This window comes from Cellulomonas sp. NPDC055163 (assembly GCF_053607065.1).
In genome coordinates this window covers 327,420-348,348 of the sequence record NZ_JBSGSU010000005.1, presented here as the reverse complement: position 1 = coordinate 348,348, position 20,929 = coordinate 327,420, and the positions used below count along the sequence as shown (strand labels likewise).

The following is a 20,929-nucleotide window of genomic DNA, read 5'->3' as shown; positions in this document are numbered from 1 at the left end:
AGGATGCCGGACCAGCAGACACCTGCCGGGGGCTCGTCGGCCGACGAGCTCGCCGCGCGCATCGAGCTCCTCGAGCGCGAGAACGCCGAGCTCCGGCACCGTGCCGCCGCGACACCGCACGGTGCCACCGCGCCGGCAGGTCGCCCGGTCCGTCCGCAGCGCCTCCGGGCCGTGGCGGCGGCCATCCTGGTCGTGGGTGGGCTGCTCCTGGCGCCCGTCGCGGTGGTCGCGGTCTGGGCCGAGCGCGAGCTCACCGACACCGACCGGTTCGTCGACACGATCGGCCCCCTCGCCGACGACCCCGTCATCCAGTCGGCGGTCGTCAACCGGCTCACGTCGCTCGTCATGGAACGCGCCGACGTCGACACGCTCGTGCACGACGCGGTCACGGCGATCGGGGGCCAGGAGGGCCTGCCCCCGCGGATCGCGCTCGCGCTCGGCGCGATGGAGGAGCCGTTGACGAGCGGCGTGGAGTCGTTCGTGCGCCGTGCCGCGACCCAGGTCGTCGAGAGCGACGCGTTCGAGACGGCATGGGTCGGCGCCAACCGGACGGCGCACGAGCAGCTCGTCGCCGTCATGCAGGGCCGGGAGGGCAGCGCGCTCCAGGTCGGTGACCAGGGCCAGCTGACGATCCAGCTCGCCGGGGTGATCTCGGCGCTGAAGGACCGGCTCGTCGCCCGCGGCTTCGACGTCGCCGCGAACATCCCCGAGGTCGACGCGTCCTTCACCCTCGTGCAGACCACGCAGCTCGTGAAGGTCCGGAACGCCTACAACACCGTGCGGATCGTCGGGACGTGGCTGCCGTGGGTCAGTCTCGGTCTGCTCGCGGCCGGCGTCCTGACCGCAGCCAACCGCTCCCGGACGCTCGTGGTGGCCGGCCTCGGCCTGGCGATCTCGATGCTCGTGCTCGGGCTCGGGCTCTCCTTCGGGAGGACCGTGTACCTGGGCGAGCTGACCGGCAAGATCGCGCGGCTCGACGCGGCCGAGGTGGTGTTCGACCAGGTCGTGCTGTACATCCGGGCCGCTCTGCGCACGGTCGCCGTCGCGGGCCTCGTCGTCGCGGCGGCTGCGTACTTCGGCGGCGGGAGCGCGTCGGCGCGCACCATGCGGGCCGAGACGTCCCGGGCGTTCGCCTCGTCCCGCACCTGGGCCGAGCGCCGCGGCGTCACCGCCGGGCCGGTCGGCTCGTGGCTCGGCGCGCACAAGGCGTTCGTCCGCGCGGTGATCGTCTCCGTCGCGGGGCTGGTGATCCTGCTGGCGTCGACACCGACTCCTGGGCTCGTCGTCGGTGCTGCCCTGGGCGCCGCCGTGCTCGTCGCGCTGCTCGAGCTCGTCGCCCGGCCGGCGCCGCCGCAACCGGTCGACGCGGCTCCGGGACCGCCGGACGCCGTCGACTCGGCCGCGGGTCCACCGCCCACGCTCGCGACCCTCGCGAGCTGATCCGGAGGTGGTCCCCGGTGTTCCTGAAGCAGCCCTCCCACGGCCTGACCCGACAGCAGCGTGAGGAGCTCGGCCGGTCCGTCCGCGAGAACGTGCCGATCGAGGCGCACGCCTACCTCGACCCGCTCGGGCGGACCGACCCGGTCGAGCTCCTGGAGGGGCAGGCCGGCACACGCGTCCCGGAGCTCGTCCCGATCCGGTACGCCCGCATGCTGGCGTCGCCGTTCGCGTTCCTCCGGGGTGCCGCGCTGGTGATGGCGTCGGACCTGGCGCGGGCCCCGCGGACGGGGCTCGAGGTCCAGCTCTGCGGCGACGCGCACATGAGCAACTTCGGCGTGTACGCGTCGCCCGAGCGCCGGCACGTCTTCGACCTGAACGACTTCGACGAGACCTTCCCCGGTCCGTTCGAGTGGGACGTCAAACGACTCGCCGCGAGCCTCGTGGTGGCGGCGCGCGGGAACGGCTTCAGCGGAAAGCAGGGGAGGAGGATCGCCAGGTCCGCTGCCGAGGGCTACCGGCGCGCGATGACGGACCTCGCGGGACTCGGCAGCCTGGCCGCGTGGTACCAGCACCTCGATGCCGACGAGCTCGTGTCGGAGATCGGGAGCGTGCTCGACGTCCGACGCCAGGCCCGTGCGCGGTCCACGCTCAAGAAGCAGCGCTCCCGGGACAGCCTCCACGCACTGAAGAAGCTCACGTCCGTCGTCGACGGCCACCCGCGCATCCGCAGCATGCCGCCGGTGCTCGTCCCCGTCGAGGAGATGCTGGAGGGCGAGGCGCTCGCCGCGCTCTACGAGCGGATGGACGCGCTGGTCCACGCCTACGGGCGGACGCTGCAACCGAACCACGCCCACCTGCTCGAGCAGTTCCACCTCGTCCAGATGGCCCGCAAGGTCGTCGGCGTGGGCAGCGTCGGCACGCGCGCCTGGGTCCTGCTGCTCCAGGGCCTGGACGCCAGTGACCCCCTGTTCCTCCAGGTGAAGGAGGTGGGTGAGTCGGTGCTGGCCCGCTACTCGCCCGCCCCGGGCTGCGACGACCAGGGCAGGCGGGTCGTGCTCGGCCAACGGCTCCTGCAGGCGACGAGCGACGTGTTCCTGGGCTGGCAGCGGGCGTACGGGATCGACGGCGTGGAACGGGACTTCTACGTGCGCCAGCTGCGCGACGGCAAGGGCTCCGTCGTCGTCGAGGCGATGGCCCACGACGCGATGACGTACTACGCGAGGGTCTGCGGTCAGACCCTCGCACGGGCGCACGCACGCTCGGGCGACCGTGTGGCCATCGCTGCGTACCTCGGGACGACCGACCGCTTCGACCGGGCGGTCGGGGAGTTCGCGGAGGCCTACGCGGACGTGAACGCGCGCGACCACGGCGCGCTGGGCGAGGCGGCAGCCTCCGGGAGGATCACCGCCGGGTCGCCGTGACGGCTCCGGGTCCGGCCGAGGCCCCGGGTCCTCCGCCCGGTCTCCTCGTCGTGGACGTCTCCCGGCTCATCCGTTTCGGACGACGTGCGCCGCCGGGGGCGTCGGCATAGTGGGGGAGCCGCGTGCGCGTGCCCGCGTGCCCGCGTGCCGCGACGAGGGAGGAGCCCGCCGATGCCGACCCACCCGCCGGTCGCGGACCACGGACTCGCCGGCGACCGGCGGACCGAGGCGGCGACCCGGGCGTCCGGCTCGGTCGACGCCCTGGTGCTCTTCGGGGCGACGGGCGACCTCGCCCGGCTCGAGACGTTCCCCGCGCTCGTCGGGCTCGTCGCGCGCGGCGTGCTGAGCGTCCCGGTCGTCGGCGTCGCGCGGAGCGGGTGGCAGCTCGCCCAGTTCCGGGACTACGCCGCGGAGTCGCTCCGGCGGAACGGGATGGACCCCGGGAGCCCGGCGGCCCGCACCATGCTCGACCTCCTGCGCTACGTCGACGGCGACCTCGACGACCCCGGGACGTACGCCGCCCTGTCCGCGGCGCTGGGCGACGGCCGCCGGTTCCTGTACTACCTCGAGGTCCCGCCCGCGCTCTTCGACAGGATCGCGCGGGGGATCGCCGCCGTCGGCCGTGCCGACGGCTCGCGCGTCATGGTGGAGAAGCCGTTCGGGACCGACCTGGACAGCGCCCGGCGCCTCGACGCGACGCTCCACGAGTTCTTCCCGGAGGGAAGCGTCTACCGCGTCGACCACTGGCTCGGGCTTGACCCGCTGGAGAACGTGCTGTTCGCCCGGTTCGCGAACTCCATCCTCGAACCGCTCCTGACCCGGGACCACGTCCGCAGCGTCCAGATCACGATGGCGGAGACGTTCGGGGTGCTCGAGCGGGGGAGCTTCTACGAGCGGACCGGGGCCGTCCGCGACGTGCTGCAGAACCACATGCTGCAGGTCCTGGCGAGCGTGCTCGCCGAGCCGCCGACGGGGGACACCGCCGAGTCCTGGGTCGCCTCGAAGTCCGCCCTGCTCGCCGCCGTGCGCCCGCTCGACGCCGAGCACGCCGTGCTCGGCCAGTACGTCGGGTACCGCGACGTCCCCGGGGTCGCGCCCACGTCGACGACAGAGACGTACGCGGCCGTGCGCCTCGCGGTGGACTCGTGGCGCTGGGCGGGCGTGCCGGTCATGGTCCGCGTCGGCAAGTGCCTGCCTGTCACGGCCACCGAGATCACGTTCGAGTTCCGTCGTCCGCCGCTCGACGTGGTGGGCGGGCTCACGGACGAGCTGGTCAACCGGCTGCGCTTCCGGATCTGGCCCGACAGTGCCGTCGCGCTCAGCCTCGTCGGCAAGCGGCCGGGCCCCGGCTGGTCGGCGGCGGCGGAGGAGCTCTCGTTCGCGCGGCAGGCCGGCACCGACATGCGCCCGTACGACCGGCTGATCGGTGCCGCGCTCGACGGCCGGCGCGGGCTCTTCGCCCGCCAGGACGCGGTCGAGGCCGCGTGGCGCGTCGTGGATCCCGTGACGTCCGCCGGGCTGCCCGTGCACCCGTACGCGCCCGGCTCGTGGGGACCGCCGGAGTCCGCCGGGCTCCTGCCCCCGGGTACGACGTGGCGTGACCCGCAACCGTGAGCACCAGCACGACCCCGTCGCACGACACCCTCGAGGAGGCACCATGGTCGCCCCGACCAGCCCGGACAACCGCACCGCAGGACGCCCCTACGCTTCGCGTCTCTGGGCCGCGGGCTGTGCCACGGCCGCCGTCGCCTTCCTGATCGTCCTCGCCGGCTCCGCCGTGTCGCGCGCGGTGTTCGACGTGACCCTGGTGGCGGTGGACGTCGCGGGTCTGGGGTGGTCCACGACCGCGACCGTCGCCGGTGGCGCGGCGCTGCTCGCCCTGGCGCTCACCGGCGTGCTGCACGCGCTCCTGGCGGCCGTGCCCCGGCCCGTCGCGTACTTCGAGTGGATCGTCGCTCTCGTCGGCGTCGTCCTCGTCGTCGTGCCGTTCGCGTACGACGCCCCGCGGGGGAGCCAGGTGGCCACGTCGGTCGTCTCCGGCCTGGTCATGGTGGCGATCGGGTCCCTGCTGGGGACGCAGGGCGCGCAGATCGACCGCGGCCGGGCACGCGCAGCCCGCTGACCGGGCCGTCGAGGCTCGGTGCCGCAGGTCAGCCCGGTGCCGCGGCCAGGTGCTCGTCGAGGGTGTCGGAGCGCAGCGCGTCCATGAGCGCGGCGAACGGTCCGGGATCCGGCACCACGGTCGGGGAGCCGTCCGCACCGGTGCCGGTCGTCGTCGGGGCCGTGACGACCTGGACGTCCGCGGGCCGCAGCGTGCGCAGGCTCGCGAGCAGGCCGAGCATCGTTCCCCGGTCGAGGCCCTCGTCGACCGCCACCGAGCCCGAGAGCACGTCGAGCACCTCGAGCCACGTCGTCGGGTCGGAGCGGACGTCGTCCTGGCCGAGCCGGTCGAGGATCGCGCGGAGCCAGAGCTGACCGCGCTCGGCCCGTGCGGCGTCGCCGTCGGTGTCCTGCATCCACGCCAGGGCCAGGCCGCCGGTCAGCCGGTGCCGACCGGCCGGGACGGCGACGCGGCCACGGACCACGACGTCGTCCGTGACGTCGAGGTCGACGCCGCCCAGCGTCTCGGTGACGCGCGCGAACGTCTCGGCGTCGGTCAGCGCGACGTGGTCGACGCGCACGCCGGTCAGCTGCTCGACGGCCTGCACCGCACCGGCCGGCCCGCCGAGCTCGGCCGCCGTGCGCAGCGGGGCGGGCTCGACGCCCGGGAGCTCCACGCGGAGGTCCGGCGGCAGTGCGACGACCTGCGCGCTGCGGCGGTCCGCGGCGACGTGCGCGAGCAGCACGACGTCCGCCTCCGCGTCACCGCCCGACCCGGAGCCGTCCCCGGCCGCGCCGTCCTCGCCCGCACCGTCCCCGCCCGCGCCGTCCTGGCTCGCACCGAGCACGAGGACCGTCAGCGCCCCCTCGGCGGTCGACGCCCCGGCCGAGGGAGCAGGCTCGGGCGGCCGCGTGGGCAGGTCCGCGAACGGGTCCGGGAACCGCTCCACCCGGTTGTCGAGGCGGTCGACCGCGACGAGGGCGCCGGTCGTCCCCGCGACGACGAGGAGCAGCAGCGACACGAGGGCGGCGACGACGACGGTCCGCAGGACGCTCCGCCGGGCGCGCACGGCCGGCAGCGGACGCTCGGCGCGCTCCGGGGCGGGGTGCTCGGCGGCGAGCTCGGGGCGGACCGTCTCCGCGATGACCTCGACCGCGGAGAGCACCTGGCGGAACGCGGCGTCGTACGCGGCCTCGTCGCGGCCGTAGGGGTCGAGAACGTCGTCGTCGGCGGCGGCCCGCGGTGCCGTGGGCGTGCGGTGCCGGGCCGCAGCGGCGACGAGCGCAGCGAGACGCTCCGCGACGTCGCCCTCGGGGAGCACCTCGGGACCCAGGGCGCGCGCGACACGGGCGAGCTCCCGCAGCGTGAAGGTGCGCCGGATCGCCGAGGGCACGGCGCGCACGACCGCGGCGCGCTCCTCCCGGGTCGCCGTCAGCACGACGTCCGCCGAGCGCACGAGGTCACGGTCGAGCTCGCGCGCCTCGTGCGGTTCCGCGTCGGCGCCCACGGAGCCGAGGTGCTCGACGAGCGGGGCGGGCAGCTCGCCCTCGGGCGTCGCCGCCGTCCCCGCGCTGAGGACGACGACGTCGCCGTCCTCGCCGAGCCGCGCGCGCAGGAGCCGCTCGGCGGCGGGTGAGCGGCACACGTTGCGCCTGCCGACCACGAGCACCCCGAACGGGCGGGCCGGGGCCGCCGTCGTGGTCGAGACCCCGGAGGACGGGTTCACCCGGCCCATTGTGCGTGAGGCCCCGCGGCGTGGCGAGGCTCCGCCCGAAGGTGCGGACGGTCCGTCCGCGCCCGGTTCGTCGCGTCTCGGCGGCGGACCGGGGACGACGCCGGGCCGTGCACGAGGTCTCGTCGCGGTGGCCCGGCCGGAGGGCCCCGGCGGTGCTCAGGCGCTGCGGTGCGCGGTGACCAGCCAGGCGCGCCCGTCGAACCACACGCCGTCGTCGCGCTGGTGCGCGGCGAGCGTCCCGCGCAGGCGGTCGAGCGCGTGCGTCGCGGCCGCGGCGTCGAGGCCCGCGAGTGCGGACGTCGTGCAGGTGAACCCGCGGACCCAGGCGAGGGACGCACGGACGTCGGGGCCGAAGCACAGGGGTTCGTGCACGTCGGTCAGGGCGACGTCGGCGAAGCCGGCCGCACGCAGGACGGTGCGGACCACGCCGGGCTCGCCGAGCGAGAACGGGTCGGGACCGGACGCCGACCCTGGCCGCGGTGCGTCGGCACGGCCGCTGGGGCCGTCGAGCGCCGCGCGGAGCTCGACGAGCCACGGGTTGCGCTCCGCCTGCTGCCAGACGAGCATCGCGAGCCGTCCCCCGGGGGCGAGAGCGCTGAGCACGTTCCCGAACGCGGCCACGGGGTCGTCGAAGAACATCGTGCCGAACCGGCTGATCGCCACCTCGAAGCCGCCCGGCGGGAGCGGGTGCACCTGGGCGTCGCCCTCCTCGAACGCCACACCGGCCGGCCCCTCCGCGCGGGCGAGCTCCCGCGCCTGCGCGATCGCGGACCCCGACACGTCGACGCCGAGCGCGCGCCCGGTCCCCGAGGCCCGGGCGGCGTCCCGAGTGGTCCGGCCCGTCCCGCAGCCGATGTCGAGCACGCGCTCGCCCGGACGCACCGCCGCGGCGCGGCGCAGCACGGGGTCGTAGCGGCGCAGCTCGGCGTCGTAGCCGCCGGCCGCCGCGGCGTCGTCCGCCGTCACGCCGTCGACCCTGGCAGCTCCGGCCGCCTCCGCAGCTCCGGCCGCCTCCGCCGCCTCCGCCGTCGCCACGTCGCCCGCGGTGGCCCCGGCGCCCGCCCGCCGGGCGTCGTGATCCGCCGGGACGCCGCCCGTCACGCCTGCCCCGGGCGTGGGCCGGTCCCCGCCAGACCCTGCTCGGCGGCGTAGGCCTCCAGGCGGTCGGCGAGCTCGCGGGGGCGGCTCAGTGCCGGGGTGTGCCCGCCGTCGAGCTCGTCCGGCGTGATGCCGAGGCGCTCGCGGGCCACCCGCCGCAGGTACCGGGCCGTGAGCACGCGGTCGTCGCGGCACAGCAGGACGCGGGTCGGCACGTCGGGCCACGCACGCAGCGGTGACGGCTCGCGCATCCGGGCCTCGGACTGCCGGGGTGCGCGGCGCTGCGCCTCGAGCGCGAGCGCGCGCGGCACGTCGGGGTAGAACACCTCGATCTCGTCGCCGTACCCGTCCCACGCGTCGTCGGCGTACCGGGTGTTCTCGGTGTGCTCCGCGGGTACCTCGCCCGGCGCGGGGATCATCGCGGCGACGAGCACGAGCAGGCGGGCCGGGAGGCGCTCGCAGACGAGCGGCGCGGTGAAGCCGCCGAAGGACTGCGCGACGACGACGAGGTCGGGGCTCAGGCCCGCGGGACCCGCCTCCACCCCGGCCCGCTCGACCGCGGCGACCACGGTGTCGGTGTACTCGACGAGCCCCGCCGCGTCGTCGTCGCACGGGAGGTCGGGCGCGACGACGTCGTGGCCCCGTGCGTGCAGCTCCGCCTCGACGAGGTGCCAGTACCAGCCGACGTCGCCGGCTCCGTGGATCAGGACGAACGTGGCCACGTGATCTCCTCCGTACCCGGTGCCCCCACCTCGACGGTGCCAGAGCGAGCCCGTCACGTCACCTCGGCCGACCTCACGACCTTGCGGCCCGGGTGGGGCCGGCCCACGAGCGGGACGGTGGACGCCGCGGCGCGCCCACCCCGGGCCTGCCGCCGCACCGCCGCCGCATCGCCGCCGCACCGGGTGGCGGAACGTGCTGTGCCGGGTGCGGGCTCGACGTTAGGGTGACCGCTGAACGTGCTGTCGGCGGCGTCGAGGAGGATCCGTGCCAGGCGTCACCGGTGCCGACGTGGCACGCGAGAGCGGCGTGTCCCGGACCACCGTGAGCTACGTCCTCAACTCCCGACCCGACGTGGCGATCCCGGAGGCGACGCGCAAGCGGGTCCGCGACGCGGCCGCGCGCCTGGGCTACACCCCGTCGGTCGCGGGCCGTGCCCTGCGCATGGGCCGCAGCGACCTCGTGCTGTGCGTCCTGCCGAACTGGCCGGTCGGCCCGGTCATCGACACGCTGCTCGACCACCTCGCGAGCGAGCTCGCCGACCGGGGCCTGTCGATGCTCGTGCACCACGACCGCGGGCGCCGGCCCATCGCCGAGCTGTGGCGCGCCGTGACCCCGCGCGCGGTCGTCGGGCTCACCGCGTTCACGGAGGACGAGGAGCGGGCGATGCGCCGCGCCGGGATCCAGGTGCTCACGAGCTCGCTCGACGAGGACCCGCACCCCGAGAGCTTCTCGGTGCCGCAGACCGGGATCGGCCGGCTGCAGGTCGAGCACCTCGCGGCGCGGGGTCACCGCGTGCTCGGGTACGCCGCGCCCGCCGACGAGCGCCTCGCCGCGTTCGCGGACCGGCGGCTCGCGGGCGCGCGGCTTGCGTGCGAGGCCCGTGGGCTGCCCGCGCCGCGGCCGCACGAGGTCGAGCTCGACGTCGCGTCCGCGGCCGCCGCGGTGCGGGCCTGGCGCGCGGGGCCCGAGCCCGTCACCGGCGTCGTCGCCTACAACGACGAGGTCGCGCTCGCGGTCCTCGCGGGCCTGCGCGCGAAGGGGCTGCGGATCCCGGAGGATGTCGCGGTGATCGGGGTCGACGACATCCCGGCGGCCGGCCTCGCGGCGCCGGCGCTGACGACGGTGTGGCAGGCGACGGACGCGCAGGCCGAGCACCTCACGCGCGCCGTGCTCGCAGCCCTCGACGGCTCGGACGTGTCGCTGCAGGCCCCGGACGACGTCTTCCACGTGGTGCAGCGCGCCTCGACGTGACCGTGCGCCCGGCGTGCACCGACGCCTCCGCCCGCCGTCTGCCCGCCTCCAGCCCGCCCCGCGGCCCGCACGACGCAGCACCGGCCCGGCAGCACGCGCTGCCGGGCCGGTGTCCTGCGGTCGAGCCGGTCTAGCTGAACGTGAACCAGTTGACGTTGAGGAAGTCGGCCGGCTGGCCGGAGTCGAACGTCAGGTACACCGTGTGCACGCCGGTCGTCGGCTGGATGTTCGCCGGGATCGTGCGCCACGACTGCCAGCCGCCGGTGTTGCCGACGGCGAAGCTGCCGATGGGCGGCGCCGTGACGCTGCCGAGCCGCACGTTCACGAGCCCGCTGATCGCCCCGCCCGCCCCCGACGCGACCCGCGCGCTAAACGTGCCGCGCGGCGTCGACCCGAAGTTGACGTTGTCGAAGCGGACGTGGTCGCCGTTCGCGATCCACGCGATGTTCTCGCCACCGTCGACGTCCTGCGTCGCCTCCTTCTGCACGCCGAGCATCCCGTTGTAGGCCTCGGCCTGGATGCGCGACGTGGCGTCCACGCCGGTGCTCGACGACGCGGTCGTCACGTTCACCGCGGCGCTCGCGGCGGACCGGTTGCCCGCCGCGTCGTAGGCCCGGACCGTGAATGCGTACGCGGTCGCGGGGGACAGGCCCGTCACGGTGAAGGTCCGGCTCGCGGTCGAGCCGATCACCGAGCCGTTCCGGAGCACGTCGTACCCGGTGACGCCCACGGCGTCGGTCGACGCGTTCCACGCGAGCGTCGTCGCCGAGGCGGTCGTGCCCGAGGCCGCGAGGCCCGTGGGGACCGTCGGCGCCGTGGTGTCGCCGCCCGAGGACGGGCTCGTCGTCACCGAGACGGCGCTGCTCGCCGCGGAGCGGTTCCCGGCCCCGTCGACCGCGCGCACCGTGAAGCTGTACGCCGTCGCGGGGGACAGGCCGGTGGCCGTGTACGTCGTGCCGGTCACCGTGCCGACGACCGAGCCTCCGCGCAGCACCTCGTAGCTCGCGACGCCCGTGCCGCCCGAGCCGTCGTTCGACGCGCTCCACGACAGCGTGGTCGCGGACGACGTCGTGCCCGACGCCGTGAGGCCACCGGGCACCGACGGCGCCGTGGTGTCGGCCGGGGCCGACGTCGTGGACGCCGTCACCGACCGGGCCGGGACGTTGAGCGTGACCCCGTTGGAGAACCGCACCGTGATCGGGCTGCTGCTCATGTTGGCCGCCTGGTACGTCCGGACCCCGTTCTTGACGAACACGGCGTGCAGCGGGGTGTTCGCCGTGACCGAGCGGTCGACGGTGCCGAGGCCGGCGAGGCTCTTGAGCCAGTAGAAGGTGTGCGCCCTCGACTCACCCTCCTCGACGGCGTACGAGCCCGCCTGGGCGCGGAACTGGGAGAGCGCCGTCGGGGCGTCGGCCAGGGCCTGGAACTCCCAGATGATGTCCTTCCACACCGTCGCGGGGCCGCCGTTGTTGCGTTCGAGCTCGGCGAGGTTGCGGCCGATGTACGCCGGGTCGTACCCGAGGTACAGGTGGCCCGCGGTGCTGGGCAGCAGGTTGATGCCCTGGATCATCTCGGGCTCGGCGCTGAACCACGTCGAGTACGAGCCGCCGTCGCCCCAGACCATGCCGACCGTCGAGTGGCCGAACGCCGCGGGGAACGCCTCGTCGTCGGTGTCGAACCAGTAGTTCTCGATGGCCGACGCCTGCGTCGTGTACAGGTAGATGCCGAGGTCGCGGACCGCCTTGTTGCCGGTCACCTGCCCCCACTGGATGAGCCCGCTCGCGAAGTTCATGCCCTCCGACGACGACTCCTGGTTGTTGCCCGCCCCGAAGGCGCCGTGGCCGGCCGCCCAGTCGTGACCTGCGTAGATGTCGAAGTCGCGCAGGAACGGGAACCGGGTGTCGCTGCGGTCCCAGTTCGCCGCGTCCTTGATGACGGTGTTGACCATGCCGCCGTACGCCGAGTCGGCCGCCCACGCGGGATCGAACTGCGCGACGGTCGCGGCGCCCACGACGTAGTACCCGTAGTGGAAGTGGTGGTCGTTGAGGTCGGTGTCCGAGCCGTAGGACGCCGGGTACCCGATGAGCGTGCCCCACGCCGGGTTGTACCAGAACGAGCGCGTCGTCTCGCCGGGCGACGCGGTCATCCAGTCGGTCAGGCGCGTCCTCATCGAGCTGACGAGCCGGTCGCGCGCGGAGGTGTTGCCCGTGAGGTTCGCCATGTGCGCGACCTGGGAGATCCGGCCGAACGCCTTGCCCGTCCAGTAGGTGTCGTCGCCGAAGCCCGCGAACGGGTCACCGGTCGCGACCTGCTCGACGTACCCGTCGAGCTGCGTCGCGTCCGCGGAGCCGGCCGGGAAGCCCGTGTTCGCAAGCTGGGGCAGCACGCCGTTGAACGCCGTCACGGTCTGGAACTGCGAGCTGCCGATCACGACGCGCATCGGTCCGCGCGGGGAGACGTAGGAGTACGCGCTCGGCGTGGCTCCGCTGAGGTGGTCGCGCTGGTGCGGGTAGAGCGCGTAGACCGTGCCGGTCCCCGAGCCCTGCCGCGCCGTGGTCGTGAACGCGTAGGTCGCGGTCATCTTCGCGCTGGCCTCGTCGTAGGCCCAGGACACCTTGGTGCCGGTCACGTGGTTGTGCGCGTAGGGCGCGTAGGCGTTGAGCGCCGCGACCCGGTCGGCGTTCGTGCTGCCCGACGACGTGGGCAGCACGGCGACGGAGAAGAACGAGCCGCCGTTGAGGGAGGAGCTCAGGGTGCTGCCCGAGACGGTCCACGTCGAGCCCGAGGGGCCGAACGCCGCGTAGTCGTGCCCGTTGATCGTGTAGCCGACCGCACCGCCGCCGTTGCTCCACACGGTCGGGGCGGCCTTGCCGGTCAGCGTGGCGTTCCCGCCGGTCTTCGTGGCGTACACGAACGGCAGGCCGTGCCCGAAGGTCGTGCGGAGGCTGCTGCTGCCGTTGGTCCACAGCTCGCTGACGGTCCAGTCGGAGTAGCCGTCGACCTTGCCGTCGGAGCTCAGGCCCGCGATGCCGAGCCGGAAGTCCTCGGCGTAGCTGTAGTGGTACTCGCTGACGCCCGTCGCGGTCCCCGAGATGCTCGCCGTGGTCGGGTAGCTGACCCCGAGCCCGTCGGTGTACGCGTGGAACGAGAGCGGGTGCGCCATGAGGTTCTCGGAGATCGACGCGCAGTCGAACTTGCGCCACAGCAGCGACGTCCACCAGTCGTTGGTCGGGACCGCGCCCGTCGGGAAGTTCGCGGTCACGTGCGCCCGGGGGTTCGTCACGGGCGTGCCGTTGCACTCCGTGGGGACGGCCCCGCCGGTGGGGGTGCCCTCGGCGTAGCTGCCGGCGCCGACGGTCGCGGCGTGCGCGCGCGGCGCGACGGCGGCCTGGAGGACGTACGCGAGCAGCGCCGCGAGGACGACGAGCGCGACGAGCACGCGGCCCTGGGGGCGGGCTCGGTGCCAGGTCGGCGTTGGTTCTCTCCCTGCAGACATCCGGATGTCTCCCGATCTCGGTCGTGCACAGGGCGGCCGACGGGTCCGTCGGACGCCACGGGCCGGTGCGGCCCGCTGGTCACCCGCGTCCCCCGGTCAGCGGGTCGTGCCCCGGCGGCGTCGTGCGTGCCGGGGGTGGTGCGTCGGTCGTGCTGCCCGTGGCGGCGGTGCGGGGCGGCGCTGGGCCGGCCCGCGGGTCGCGAGCGGGCGGTGGTTCAGCCCGACCCGGTCCGCGGACGGGGTGGGGCGGCGGCCGGTGCGGCCGCTGGCGAGCTCGTGCTGCCCATGAGGAGTCCTCCACGCTGAGGGTCCGGTAGGTGAATCGTGTCACTAGGTGATGGCTCAGCGTGTGGTCGCCGCCCGCCGAAGTCAATGGGAGTCACACGGTTCACCCGTTCGACGTACGCCCGACACCGGCGCGAAACCTCGCCGCGCCCGTGCGGGGACCTCGACCCGCGCGGCGACGGGTGAAGTCCTGCGGTGTCGTCGCAGGTGGCGCGCGGGTCGACGGACCGGCGCCCGGGCCGTCACGCCGACGACACAGCACGTTCATCGCGCGTCCGTAGCGTGAGCGCCGCCCACCACGACGGCGGGCAGGTCACGACCAGGAGGTCCGCGGTGCCGGAGTACACGTGTCTCGACGGGATCCTCGAAGGCCACGTCTTCAGCTGGCCGACCTCCGTGCGCGCGGGGGAGACCGTCACGGTCGGCGTCACGGACGTCACGCACGACCCCGGTCCCGGCGACGCTCCGGAGGTCGACTACGTGCTTGCGCGCGCGCCCCTCGCCGGCCGCCCGGGTGAGCTCGCGTTCGTCGCCCTCCGCGGCCGGTGGGTCTGCCCCACGGGCTGACGAGCGCGGCCCGCCCGCTCGCCGGCCGGCCCGCTCGCCGGGCCGGCCGGAGCCCGACGGTCGCGCGCTTCACCCCCGCGTGCCGTTCCGCTTCGTGCCGGTTCGTGGTGGTCTGGGTCCTGCGAGTCCCTCGCCGCCCGGAGGCCGTCATGACGCACCGTCCCGCCCTCGCCCCGCTCGTCGCGACCCTCGCGGCGACGGTGCTCACCCTGACGCTCGCGACGGGCGGCGGTGGCGCTCCGACCGGGCTCCCTGCGAGCCCGCCCGTCGCTCCTGCCGCCGACGTCGGAGCCGCCGCGGTCGAGGGTGAGGTGCACTTCACCACGGCGGGCGACTACGGCGCGGGCCCCCAGTCCCGCGCGGTGCTCGGCCTGATCGGCAGCCTCGCCCCGGACCTCAACGTCGCCCTCGGGGACCTGTCGTACGGCGCCGTGGGCGGTGAGCAGGTGTGGTGCGACCTGGTCACGCAGTACGTCGGCGCCGGCTTCCCGTTCGAGCTGCTCGCCGGGAACCACGAGTCCAACGGGCTCAACGGCAACATCAACGACTTCTCCTCGTGCCTGCCCAACCAGCTGCCCGGGCTCGTCGGGACCTACGGCCGCCAGTGGTACGTCGACGTGCCCTCGCAGGACCCGCTCGTGCGCTTCGTGATGATCTCGCCCGGCCTCACGTTCCCCGAGGGCCTCGCGTCGTACACGGCCGGCTCGCCGCGGTACGCGTGGACGGCCGCGGCGATCGACGGCGCACGCACCGCGCAGATCCCGTGGGTCGTCGTCGGCTCGCACACCCCGTGCCTGTCGATGGGCCAGTACCCGTGCGACATGGGCCCCGACCTGCTCAACCTGCTGCTCGCCTCGGACGTCGACCTCGTGCTGCACGGGCACGAGCACCTCTACCAGCGCACCAAGCAGCTCGGGCACGGGACCGGTTGCACGCGCATGACCCCCGGGACCGCCGACCTCGACTGCGTGGTCGACGCCGACGCGAGCATGGTCAAGGGCGCCGGCACCGTGTTCGCGACGGTCGGCACGGGCGGTGTCGTCCAGCGCGACGTCAACCCCGCCGACGCGGAGGCCCCGTACTTCGCGGCGGCCTCCGGGCTCGCGACGTCCACGTGGGGCGTGCTCGACGTGCGCGTGACCGCCACGACGCTCACGGCCGGCTTCGCGCGGGCCGACGGCGGCACGTTCACCGACGCCTTCACGATCGGCGGGACGCCCGACCCCGGCGGCACGCCCTTCGCCGCCGACACCTTCACCCGCACGGTCGCGTCGGGCCTCGGCAGCGCGGAGACGGGTGGTGCGTGGCGCACGAGCGGCACCGGGTACTCCGTCTCGGGCGACGTGGCGCGGGTCCAGCTCGGCGCCGGGGCCGGGCGCGACCTCGCGCTCCCCGTCTCCTCGGCGTCGACCGACCTCACGCTCACCGCCACGACCGACCGCGCCACGACGGGCGGCGGCCTGTACGTCTCCGTCGACGGGCGGCGGGTCCCCGCGGTCGGCGGCTACCGGGCCAAGGTGCACCTCCGCTCGACCGGCGCCGTGGCCGTCGCGCTCACGCGGACCGCGGGCTCGGCCGAGACGACGCTCACGCCGGCGACCCTCGTCCCCGGGCTCACGCACGTGCCCGGCACGCGGCTCCAGGTGCGCGTCCAGGTCACCGGCACGTCCCCGACGACCGCGCGGGCGCGCGTCTGGCGCGCCGGCGACCCCGAACCCGCGACGTGGCAGGTCACGGCGACCGACGCGACCGCCGGGCTGCAGGCGGCGGGGGAGATCGGCGCGAACCTGTACCTGTCGAGCTCCGCGACGGGCACCCCGGTCGTCGTGCAGCTCGACGACCTCGTCGCGCGCACGCCCTGACCCGGACGGTCGAGCTCGAGGCCCGCGAGGTCCGGGCGGCCCGCCCGTGCGTGCGGCGTGGACCGCCCGGCGCTCAGGACTGCGCGTGCACCGTGAACCAGACCGTCTTGCCGCCCGCGTGCGACTCGACGCCCCACGACTCCGCGAGCAGCTCGACGAGCTCCATGCCGCGGCCCCCGAGGTCCTCGGGGGCCGAGCGGTGCACCACGGGCGCCGACGGGTTGGCATCGGTCACCCGGACGGTCACGCGGCTGTCGGCCCAGTCCACCGCGAGCACGATCCCGTGCTCGGCCGACCCGTGCTTGACGGCGTTCGTCACGACCTCGCTGGTGAGCAGCTCGACGAGGTCGACGGCGGGCTCGGGGGCGTCCTGCGCGCGCAGGACGGGCACGACCCAGTGCCGCCCGCGGTGCGGTGCGCTGGGGTCGGCCTCGAGCCGAAGCTCCGCGCGCGCCTCGGTCCTCACCCGGCGACCTCAGCGGCGCGGGCCCGCACGGGGTCGAGGCGCAGCGCGAGCACCACGACGTCGTCCTGCGGTCGGGACGGGAGCATCCGGGCCACGACCTCGTCGCAGAGGCTGTCCAGATCGCGGCCGGCGAGCTCCTCGAGCGTCGCGCGCAACCGTGCCAGGCCCTCGCTGATGCCCTCGTCGCGCCGCTCCACGAGCCCGTCGGTGAACAGCACGAGCGTCGCCCCGGGCTGCAGCGTGAGCGTGGCCTCCGACCGGACGGCGTCCGGGTCGACGCCGAGCAGGAGGTCCGGGCGGACGCCGACGACGTCCTCGACGCTCCCGTCCGGGCCGATGAGGACGGGGGAGGGGTGGCCCGCGTTCGACCACCGGACCGTCGCCTCGCCGCGTCCCGCCTGCTCGCACGAGTGCTCGAGCCGGGCGACGAACGCCGTGGCCATCGTCGGCGTGCGCAGCGTGTGCATCGTCTGGTCGACGACGCCGAGCAGCTCCGCGGGCCCGGCGCCGGTGGCGACCGCGATGCCGCGCAGGGCGGCCCGCAGCTGGCCCATCGTCGCCGCCGCGGCGCTGTCGTGCCCGAGCACGTCGCCGATGACGACGACCGTGTCGCCGCTGCGCTGCGGGAACGCGTCGTACCAGTCGCCGCCGACCTCCGCCGCCTCGGCCGCCGGGACGTAGCGCGCCACGATCTGGACGTGCTCGGGGCCGGCAGGCTCGGCGAGCAGCGACCGCTGCAGCTCCTCGGCGAGGTGCCGCTGCTGCCGGTACAGCCGCGCGTTGTCGAGCGCGAGGCCCGCGCGGCTCGCGAGGTCCTGCGCGGCGCGCAGCTCGGCGCGCGTCATCGGCCCGCGGGCCGGGCTGTTGTAGAGCGTGACGAGGGCGAGCGTGCGGCCGCGGCCTCGCAGCGGCAGCACCGCGCCGCTGCCCGGGGCGAGCCGCGTGACCAGGTCGCGTGCCTCGCCCGGCGCCAGGACCGCCCGCGCCGCCTCGGTCGCGCCGCTGCGCACCTCGACGACCTGCGCGCTCCGCAGCGAGCGCTCGACGTACGAGCCGTCGCGCAGGGACTCGATGCGGCGCGCGGCGTACCGGGACACGAGCGGGAGCTGGCGGGCGTCGCGGTGCGCGAAGCCGACGTCGCGCATCGCCGGGGCCGTACCCGGACCGTCAGGGTGGTCGACGACGGTCACGATGCACCAGTCGGCGAGCGTCGGCACGAGCAGCGGGGCGAGCCGCGAGACCGACTGCTCGACGTCGAGGGTCTCGGTGAGCCGGTCGGTGACCTGCGCCTTGAGCCGCTCGAGCCGCGCCGCGTGCTCCGACGCGCGCTGGGCGCGGTGCCGCTCCGTGACGTCCTGCAGGTAGACCGCGAGGCCGTCGGGCCCCGGCCAGGCCCGCACCTCGAAGATCGCGTCGAGCGGCACGGGGTGGTGCGCCTCGAAGCGGACCGTCTCGCCCGTGTGCGCGGCACGGAGGTAGCCCGTCTCGAACTCGGTGCCGCGGGTCTCCGGGAAGACGTCCCACAGCACGCGGCCCAGGAGCTCCTCGCGGGGCCGGCGCAGCAGCTGCTCGGCCTCGCTGTTGACGTAGGTGAAGCGCCACTCCGCGTCGACCGAGAAGAACGCCGTCGGCATCGCCTCGAGCAGGCGCGCCGTCCGCGCCTCACCCTGCTGGCGTGCCGTCGCGTCGAAGGCCGCCCCCACCGCGCGCTCGGGACGGCCGTCGCCGCCCCGCACGAGCCGCCCGCGCGCGAGCACCCAGCGCGCGTCGGCGTGGGGGACGAGGACGCGGAACTCGATCTCGAGGTAGCCCTGGGACTCGACGGCGAGCTCGAACGCGCGCGCGACGCGGGTCCGGTCGTGCGGGTGCAGCCGTTGGCCGACCGCGCCGATCGTCCCGTCGAACTCACCCGGACCGAAGCCGAACACGGCCAGGAGCTGCTCGTCGAGGGCCAGCTCGCCGGACATCAGGTCCCACGCGTAGGTGCCGATCTGGGCCGACTCGACGCCGTCGCGACCGAGCCCGGACGCGAGGGCCGAGCGGGGTGGGGTGGCGGGTGCCGGCTCCCCGGAGCGGGCGGGCGGGGCGGGCACCGCGGGCGTGGTCCGCCCGGACGGCGCCGTGACGGGCGGGGTGATCGGTTCGGACGGCTCCAGGTGGGACCTGCTGCCGGGCACGGACGCTCCCCTCCGGTCTCGACCCGAGGGACCCCGGGCGTCTGGTCGTCGGACGCGTCGCGGGCGCCCGTGAGGGCGGTGACCTGCGCCGCGTCCCTCAGGCACTATCGGCCGGTGGGGCCCCCGGATCAAGGGATGGCGACGGGGCCGCTCCGCTCGCTCAGTCGTCGTCGTCCTTCTTGCCCTTGTCCTTGGGCCCCCTCGGGGGGTTGGGCGGCTCGTGCTGCGCGGCGCGTGCGGCTGCCGCCTGAGCCGCGGCCTGCTCGGCGGCAGCCTGTGCGGCGGCCTGCGCGGCAGCCGCCTGCTCGGCGGCTGCCTGCTCGGCGGCTGCCTGCTCGGCGGCTGCCTGGGCCGCGGCCTGCTCCGCGGCGCGGGCCGCCGCCTGGCTCTCGAGCGCCGCTGCGACCTCCTCGCCCGTCCGGTCCAGCGCGTCGTCGATCTGCCGGTAGCGCGCGGTCGACACCTCGTCGGCGTCGACGGCCGCCTCGAGCTGGTCGCGGACCTGGACCAACGCGGACTGCGCGGCGTCGTAGCGGCCGGCTGCGGCCTCCTCGGACACCGTGAGCACCGCCTGCTGGAGCGCCTCCGCGCGCCCGGCCTCGAGCTCCGCAGCCTGGCCGCAGCCCGCGAGCACGAGCACGAGGGCGAGCGCCGGGGCCAGCACGGCGCCGGACCGTCCGGCCCTCACGGCTCCACGCTCCGCTGCAGGTCGGCGAGCGCGTCGCCGAGGCCGCCCTCGACCACCGGGTACGAGGGCGGCGCGGGCGGCGCGTCCTCCGACGCCTGGACGGCCACCAACGTCGCGCCGCCCACGCACAGCAGCAGCGCCGTCGCCGCGAGGCGGGTGCCGCGCCGTGCGCGTCGGTCGGCATCGCGGGCCGGGGTCGTCGTGGCAAGGGGGTCGGGTGCGGGGGCTCCGGCCGGTCCCGCTTCCGCGACGGACGGTGCGGGAGAGGCGGCAGCCCGGGTCGCGCCCCGCGTGGCCGCCGGGACGTCGTCCGCTCCGGGCCGCGCGGGGACGCGCGCGCGTGCGCCGCGCTCGGGTGCCACCGGCAGCACGGCGGTCGAGCCGAGCTCCGCGGTCAGCGAGCGGGACTCGGGCGGCGCAGCCACGGTGGCCGAGGGCTCGACCGGCGGCGGGTCCTGCGGGGAAGCCGCGCTCGGCGAGCCCGCGGACGGTGGCGTGACGGCCGGCGCGGTGGTGCTCCGGGATGCCGTGCGGGAGGGCGTCGTGCTCGGCAGGTCCGTGCTCGGGGCGGCCACGGTCGCCGAGGCCACGGCGGACGAGCCCGCGGTGGGCGCGGGGACGACCGGCGAGGCCATGGTCGGCGCGGGCGTCGCACCGGTGCCCACGGGCTCCTCGGCCAGCACCGCGAGGCGCACGGCGACCTCAGCCGCTGTGGGGCGGTCGCGGGGCTCGCGGGCCGTCATCGCGACGAGCAGGTCGGACCACGCGGCGCCGAACCTGCCCGGGACCGCCGGCGCGCTCGTCAGGCGCGCCGCGACCGCCTCGAGCGCGGTCCCCGTGAACGTACGTTCGCCCGTGAGGCACTCGAGCAGCACGAGCCCGAGCGAGTAGAGGTCGCTCGCCGGCCCGACCGCCGAGCCCGTGGCCTGCTCGGGGCTCAGGTAGCTCGCGGTGCCCAGCGTGGTCCCCGTGACCGTCAGCCGCGCGCCGTCGGACAGGCGGGCGATCCCGAAGTCCGCGAGCTTCGCCCGGAGCTCGCCCGCGCCGCGGCCCGCGTCGTCGACCAGGCGTGCGTCCCCGAGCCGGTCGACCGGGTCGTCGCCGGCGAGCAGGACGTTCGCGGGCTTGATGTCACGGTGCACCACGCCCGCCGCGTGCACGACGACGAGCGCGTCCGCGACCTGCCGCCCCAGGTGTGCGACGTGCGCCGGCGGCAGCGCTCCGGGGAGGAGGCGGTCCGCGAGGGTGCGACCCGGCACGAGCTCCATGACGAGGTAGGTCTGCCGCAGCGGGCCGCCCGCGGGCACGCTTCCCGCGTCGTGCAGCGTGACGAGGCCGGGGTGGTTGAGCCGGGCGAGGACCCGCATCTCGGCCTGGTGCCGCTGCAGCTCGTCGGCGCCCTCCGCGACGGGCGGGAAGAGCTTGACCGCGACGTCGCGCCCGAGGACGAGGTCGTGCGCGCGGTGGACCGTCGCCATGCCGCCCTGCCCCAGCACGCCGTCCAGCCGGTAGCGGTCGGCGAGGACGGTGCGGGTGTCGAGATCCGGTGCTGCTCCCACGGTGCTCCTCCTCCTGCGCACGGGCGACCGACTCCGGCGCACCCCCGTGCGAGTCGTGCC

15 protein-coding genes are annotated in these 20,929 nt (G+C 75.6%); 7 read left to right on the top strand and 8 right to left on the bottom strand.

Translation table 11 applies throughout. The annotated features are described in order from the left end of the window. Positions 1–3: 3 nt before the first annotated feature. The 4 genes from ACWFNE_RS12100 (at position 4) to ACWFNE_RS12085 (ending at position 4,983) form a co-directional block, all read left to right on the top strand. A complete protein-coding gene (locus tag ACWFNE_RS12100; RefSeq protein WP_452122660.1) occupies positions 4–1,440 on the top strand; it encodes a hypothetical protein in 1,437 nt (478 codons plus the stop codon). A gap of 17 nt (positions 1,441–1,457) precedes the next feature. Continuing rightward, positions 1,458–2,861, top strand: coding sequence for a DUF2252 domain-containing protein (locus ACWFNE_RS12095; protein ID WP_452122659.1), 1,404 nt, complete (start codon positions 1,458–1,460; stop codon positions 2,859–2,861). Positions 2,862–3,032: 171 nt separating this feature from the next. Next, positions 3,033–4,475, top strand: a complete 1,443-nt coding sequence (locus tag ACWFNE_RS12090) for a glucose-6-phosphate dehydrogenase (RefSeq protein ID WP_452122658.1) — start codon at positions 3,033–3,035, stop codon at positions 4,473–4,475. A 43-nt stretch (positions 4,476–4,518) separates the two neighbouring features. Then, on the top strand, positions 4,519–4,983 hold the full coding sequence (locus tag ACWFNE_RS12085) for a hypothetical protein (protein WP_452122657.1): 465 nt from the start codon (positions 4,519–4,521) through the stop codon (positions 4,981–4,983). A gap of 28 nt (positions 4,984–5,011) precedes the next feature. On the opposite strand, the gene ACWFNE_RS12080 is transcribed toward ACWFNE_RS12085, so the two are convergent. From ACWFNE_RS12080 to ACWFNE_RS12070, 3 genes are all read right to left on the bottom strand, one after another. Beyond that, positions 5,012–6,688, bottom strand: a complete 1,677-nt coding sequence (locus ACWFNE_RS12080; RefSeq protein ID WP_452122656.1) for an LCP family glycopolymer transferase — start codon at positions 6,686–6,688, stop codon at positions 5,012–5,014. A gap of 165 nt (positions 6,689–6,853) precedes the next feature. After that, entirely contained in the window at positions 6,854–7,663 is an 810-nt protein-coding gene (locus tag ACWFNE_RS12075; protein ID WP_452122655.1) for a class I SAM-dependent methyltransferase, read from the bottom strand. 131 nt (positions 7,664–7,794) lie between these two features. Continuing rightward, positions 7,795–8,517 (bottom strand): alpha/beta fold hydrolase, encoded by a 723-nt coding sequence (locus ACWFNE_RS12070; RefSeq protein ID WP_452122654.1) that lies wholly within the window; start codon positions 8,515–8,517, stop codon positions 7,795–7,797. Positions 8,518–8,782: 265 nt separating this feature from the next. On the opposite strand from ACWFNE_RS12070, the gene ACWFNE_RS12065 reads away from it, so the two are divergent. Further along, entirely contained in the window at positions 8,783–9,769 is a 987-nt protein-coding gene (locus ACWFNE_RS12065; RefSeq protein WP_452122653.1) for a LacI family DNA-binding transcriptional regulator, read from the top strand. A gap of 130 nt (positions 9,770–9,899) precedes the next feature. Here the strand turns inward: ACWFNE_RS12065 and ACWFNE_RS12060 are convergent, their stop codons facing one another. Then, positions 9,900–13,265 (bottom strand): glycosyl hydrolase, encoded by a 3,366-nt coding sequence (locus tag ACWFNE_RS12060; RefSeq protein ID WP_452122652.1) that lies wholly within the window; start codon positions 13,263–13,265, stop codon positions 9,900–9,902. A gap of 567 nt (positions 13,266–13,832) precedes the next feature. Here ACWFNE_RS12060 and ACWFNE_RS12055 point away from each other — a divergent pair. Continuing rightward, on the top strand, positions 13,833–14,117 hold the full coding sequence (locus tag ACWFNE_RS12055; RefSeq protein WP_452122651.1) for a hypothetical protein: 285 nt from the start codon (positions 13,833–13,835) through the stop codon (positions 14,115–14,117). 149 nt (positions 14,118–14,266) lie between these two features. After that, positions 14,267–15,979: a metallophosphoesterase gene (locus ACWFNE_RS12050; protein ID WP_452122650.1), complete on the top strand. Its 1,713-nt coding sequence runs from the start codon at positions 14,267–14,269 to the stop codon at positions 15,977–15,979. A gap of 73 nt (positions 15,980–16,052) precedes the next feature. Here ACWFNE_RS12050 and ACWFNE_RS12045 read toward each other — a convergent pair whose 3' ends face one another. The 4 genes from ACWFNE_RS12045 to ACWFNE_RS12030 all read right to left on the bottom strand — a co-directional run bounded on the left by ACWFNE_RS12045 (position 16,053) and on the right by ACWFNE_RS12030 (position 20,869). Next, positions 16,053–16,445: an ATP-binding protein gene (locus ACWFNE_RS12045; protein WP_452122649.1), complete on the bottom strand. Its 393-nt coding sequence runs from the start codon at positions 16,443–16,445 to the stop codon at positions 16,053–16,055. Further along, complete coding sequence (locus ACWFNE_RS12040) at positions 16,442–18,622, bottom strand: SpoIIE family protein phosphatase (protein WP_452122648.1); 2,181 nt, start codon at positions 18,620–18,622, stop codon at positions 16,442–16,444. The genes ACWFNE_RS12045 and ACWFNE_RS12040 overlap by 4 nt, the downstream gene beginning before the upstream one ends. Before the next feature lie 160 nt (positions 18,623–18,782). Next, entirely contained in the window at positions 18,783–19,310 is a 528-nt protein-coding gene (locus ACWFNE_RS12035; protein ID WP_452122647.1) for a hypothetical protein, read from the bottom strand. Further along, the gene (locus ACWFNE_RS12030; protein WP_452122646.1) at positions 19,307–20,869 is read right to left on the bottom strand and encodes a protein kinase domain-containing protein; all 1,563 of its coding nucleotides are present in this window, start codon (positions 20,867–20,869) and stop codon (positions 19,307–19,309) included. The genes ACWFNE_RS12035 and ACWFNE_RS12030 overlap by 4 nt, the downstream gene beginning before the upstream one ends. Positions 20,870–20,929 lie beyond the last annotated feature (60 nt).

Excerpts from the sequence above, each read along its gene's own strand:
- ACWFNE_RS12060 (WP_452122652.1), bottom strand. The coding sequence starts at position 13,265 with ATGTCTGCAGGGAGAGAACCAACGCCGACCTGGCACCGAGCCCGCCCC.
- ACWFNE_RS12100 (WP_452122660.1), top strand. The coding sequence starts at position 4 with ATGCCGGACCAGCAGACACCTGCCGGGGGCTCGTCGGCCGACGAGCTC.
- ACWFNE_RS12085 (WP_452122657.1), top strand. The coding sequence starts at position 4,519 with ATGGTCGCCCCGACCAGCCCGGACAACCGCACCGCAGGACGCCCCTAC.
- ACWFNE_RS12050 (WP_452122650.1), top strand. The coding sequence starts at position 14,267 with ATGACGCACCGTCCCGCCCTCGCCCCGCTCGTCGCGACCCTCGCGGCG.
- ACWFNE_RS12090 (WP_452122658.1), top strand. The coding sequence starts at position 3,033 with ATGCCGACCCACCCGCCGGTCGCGGACCACGGACTCGCCGGCGACCGG.